This window comes from Gemmatimonadota bacterium (assembly GCA_026706845.1).
Taxonomy (GTDB): Bacteria; Latescibacterota; UBA2968; order UBA2968; family UBA2968; genus VXRD01.
Genome location: JAPOXY010000046.1, coordinates 6,084 through 9,902, shown reverse-complemented (window position 1 = coordinate 9,902; position 3,819 = coordinate 6,084). Strand labels below are relative to the sequence as shown.

4 protein-coding genes are annotated in these 3,819 nt (G+C 52.5%); 1 reads left to right on the top strand and 3 read right to left on the bottom strand.

The window, feature by feature from the left end:
- The coding region (locus OXG87_04620; GenBank protein ID MCY3868818.1) for a hypothetical protein at positions 1 to 629 on the top strand (629 nt) is incomplete at its 5' end.
- A gap of 174 nt (positions 630 to 803) precedes the next feature.
- Here OXG87_04620 and OXG87_04615 read toward each other — a convergent pair.
- The 3 genes from OXG87_04615 to OXG87_04605 form a co-directional block, all read right to left on the bottom strand.
- The gene (locus tag OXG87_04615; protein MCY3868817.1) at positions 804 to 944 is read right to left on the bottom strand and encodes a DUF5069 domain-containing protein; all 141 of its coding nucleotides are present in this window, start codon (positions 942 to 944) and stop codon (positions 804 to 806) included.
- Positions 945 to 1,005: 61 nt separating this feature from the next.
- Positions 1,006 to 1,578 (bottom strand): 16S rRNA (guanine(966)-N(2))-methyltransferase RsmD, encoded by a 573-nt coding sequence (gene rsmD, locus OXG87_04610; protein ID MCY3868816.1) that lies wholly within the window; start codon positions 1,576 to 1,578, stop codon positions 1,006 to 1,008.
- Between the two features lie 11 nt (positions 1,579 to 1,589).
- On the bottom strand, positions 1,590 to 3,819 hold a 2,230-nt coding region (locus OXG87_04605), incomplete at its 5' end, for a GWxTD domain-containing protein (protein ID MCY3868815.1).

Here is a 3,819-nt window from a genome sequence, read left to right as displayed (position 1 = left end):
ATCGGGGGATGAAGATGACGGGTTACGCGCTGTTCGATAAGGATGCGAGGCCGACGGATGGTCCGGTTGAGGGTGTGTCTTTGCCGAGTTTGGTGATGGTCCGAGAAGTGGGTGACGGCTTATTGCTTTCGGTTGCTGATCCGGATTTTGGGTGGAGCTGGGAGATTCAGACGCCGCACCGGCAGGATGGGTCGCTAATTGTCAATCAAGCGAGTGAGCCTCGGAAGGTAGAGGTGACATTGCGTGGAAAATGGCGTCTGGACCAGTCCTATGATCTGGCAGAGATTGTAGATGAGGGGGAAGATCAGACGGTGGTGGCGTTTATGTGTCAGGATGGCAAGAGCGTAGAGGTGAAACTGGTATCGGGAACAGGTGTGAGTGTTGCGAATCTGGATTTTGATGGGGATGGTGCGGTCGGGTTTACGGATTTTTTGCTCTTTACAGGCAAATTTGGTCTGTCGGAGGGCGATGCGGGTTTTGACGCAAAATACGATCTGGATGGCAATGGTGTGGTGGGGTTCAGCGATTTTCTGATTTTTGCACAGGGATTTGGCAAACCGGTGGGTGGAAAACCCGTGGCGCTTAGAAATGGGGAACAAGGTTGGGGTCGTGACAGTTTGCCGCTTTAACAAAAAAGCCGCCACATTGTGTGGCGGCTTTTTTAGTTGTTACTTAGAATGAGACTTGTCCCAGATGGGTTTTACTTTTTCGATGACTTCGGCATCGGTCGGACTGGATGCGACGATGTTCGTAAATTCTTCAGCTTCAACTCCGAGTTCCTCCAGGAACTTTCTGTCAGCTGGTCACGGATAGACGTAGTCGCCGATGCAGCCTCGCAATTTTGCGCGGGCTTTATCTGTAATGCGCGGAAGCCAGGGCATGTCGCCCATGTAGAGCTGGCGGCTGCGCGGTCTAAAATCGACGGCGGAACTGAGTTTGTCCATTTCATATCCCTCCTTGTATTGTGATGCTTAGAACATAGTGACTTTGGCGATGGATAGCAAGTCAGAAAATAAGGGTGTATGCGCTCAGGGTTGTGTCGCCGTATTTTTTTTGTCGAGAGAGGGTGATGTTGGGAAGGGATTTGGGTAGCGTTGTACGAGAGGCGTGTTGGACGAGAATGCGGGCATTGGGCGCGAGTATCGGCGTTGTTGCGAGGTGGGTGAGTATGGCACGGGACATGGGTTGTCCGTCTAATTGTTGGTGGTAGGGGGGATCAAGGTATATGATGTCGAATATGGAACGCGATCGTGCGAGTTGAGGCAAGAGTTTTTGCGCGGGACGCGCGTAAAGATAGATGCGGTCGTTGAGATGCCAGTTTTCTATTAGCTGTGCGATGAAGCGGTTGCAGCGGCGGTCGGGTTCATTGATGACGACATGCGCGCCGCGGCTACAGGCTTCGAGGCCGATTTGTCCAGAGCAGGAGAAGAGGTCGAGGAAATAACTGCCGTGGAGAGTTTCGCCGAGAGAAGAAAATACGGCTTTTTTTACAAAGTCGGATGTGACGCGGGCATTGCCGTACTTTTTGTTGTTAAAGGGGATGCGGCGGCCCTTAAATTCCCCAGCGATGATGCGCATAAGAGCGTGTTTTAATTCCCATACCGGAAGCGCACTTCGCGTTCGACGCTCTTGCCACTGACCAGATCGGTTACGATGATTTCGAGTGCGTTGACCCCGGGTCTGACTTTGTTGAGTACGATTTCGACGTATTCGCGCTCGTCGGCGTCCCGTCCCGTGAGTTCGTTGGTGATGGCCACCTGGGGTTTGCTGGCTCTAAAGATGGTGCGCAACCCCGTGGCCACTGCGCCAAATACGCCAACAGCGGGCATGGCACTGGAGCGAATGCGGTATTCGGTTTTGTAGCGGGTTTGTCCAAAGGTGTCTTTGGTCAGATTGTAGATTTCAAAGTAGGCATAGACATTTTGCTTTATAGCATAACTGCGCGTGGGTATGGGAATGATCCACACGTCTTCTTTTAGGAATTTTGTCGCGCCTGCTTCCGCAATGTTCGAAGCCAGTTGAATTTCACTGACTTGAAGCTCTGGGATCTGGTAGTCTCTGACCTGGAGTTCTTGCCGGTAGAGTCCGGTGCGTCCAGAGATGAGGTCTTTCATTTGTACCTGGAGTTCGTATTTGCCGGGCGGTACCTGTGTCTTGATGATTTCAGGCACAAAAGCACCCTGTTCGGTTGTGCTGGGCACTTGTGCGCCGCGATAGGCGAACTCATCGGTTGTGCGATAGATGGATGTGTGACCTTCATTTGCCAGCGCAACGGCCAATTGTACGTGTATGAAACTCGAATCGGCTTCTTGCTCAATTTCGACCTGCTCGGGCGGAATGCCGTAATAAATCTCGAGATTGGTTTGCCCGTCGGGTCCGCGGAAGTGCGCCAGGTCGTAGTAGAAATTGAGTATATCGCCGGGAAGTCCAGGGCGATAAAAGTCGGGTGAAGTCGATACGGCTTGCTGATAGATGACTTCGGGCATGTGTTCGGTCATGCGGGCGATATAAGCAATGGCTTCGGGATCTTCGGTTGTGGCTTCGGGCAGTGGGGCAAAATCATAGCGTCCATTACCCCATTCATCGGTGAACGTAATCTCTATGCCCCCATTGAGTTGAATATAGGTCCAGGTTTCCCAGGGCACGGTATCGATTTCACTGCCAATGGTAACGGGTGAAAAGCGGCCAAATTGCAAGCGGGTATTGAGTTGCCCGGTTTGCTCATCGAGGACGCTTTCGATGGTGCCATCGCGCTCAAATGGATTGCGCTCAAAACCGAGTCTGAAGTCCTCACCCTCGCCGCCTTCTGCCTCGGGGAGTTCGGTCATACTTTCATCGGCAGCTTCTTCAGCATCTTCGCCCGTAAAACTTTCGTCGGCGACGATGTCGGTAGGGGAGTCTGGATCAAAGAGGGAGCCTGTTTCGCGGCTGGTGCGAATGGGAAAGACGGGACCTGTGAAGGTGAAGAAGGCCGCTTCAGGACCGTAGATGTCAACGGCCATCTGCGTACGCACGCGCTCCACTTCGGCGGTCTGGACAAAGTTGCGGTCATTGGAGCGCGAGCGGTAGTCGGGTTCGCCATATCGGATATAAACAGCACCTCGCTCATCCCAGGGATAGACATTGGACGAAAAATAGGTGCGCGCATACCATGTGCGGCGGTAGTGTTCGATGACGCGCTCGTTGAGTTTGGTGAGAATGTCGGGGTCGCGCCGTGCCCAGAATTGCTCGCGGTATGCCTGTTGTTCGGGTCCCGGTGTGGCGGCGTGGTATTCCTGGAGTTCTATATCTGAGGCAACATAGGCAATATCGGTGTAGTGTGCGCGTTCGCTGCCTTCGATGTTGGCGAGATAACGCTCGAAGAGTTCGAGAGCTTTTTGCGCCTCGTCGTTGTAAAAATGACCCTGTGCAACAATGGGCAAGAGTGGAACGACGTCGGGATTTGCCGAGAGATAGGGGGCAATATGTTCGAGAATTTTGTCAAATGCTTTGGCCTGTACACAGGCTAAACCGTAGTAATAAAGACCTTCGGGATTATCGGGTTCGAGTTCGACGTATTTCTGATAATACTGCATAGCCCTATTGTGGTCTTCTTGAAATCGCTCATAGACTTCGCCGAGCAAGCGATAGGCCGGACCGTAGTTGGGGTCGAGTTTGGTCGCGCGCTTGGCTTCGCTAATAGCTCTGCGGAAATTGTAATAAGATTGCATTCCCCGCGTGGGTGTTTCTGCATACGTAAGACCAAGCCCGACATAGGCTTCGACGAGGCTTTTGTCGAATTTTTTGGCTTTTTTGAAGGCGCCTTCAGCTTCTTTGGAT

Coding starts and splice junctions, on each gene's coding strand:
- rsmD (MCY3868816.1), bottom strand. CDS start 1,578: ATGCGCATCATCGCTGGGGAATTTAAGGGCCGCCGCATCCCCTTTAAC.
- OXG87_04615 (MCY3868817.1), bottom strand. CDS start 944: ATGGACAAACTCAGTTCCGCCGTCGATTTTAGACCGCGCAGCCGCCAG.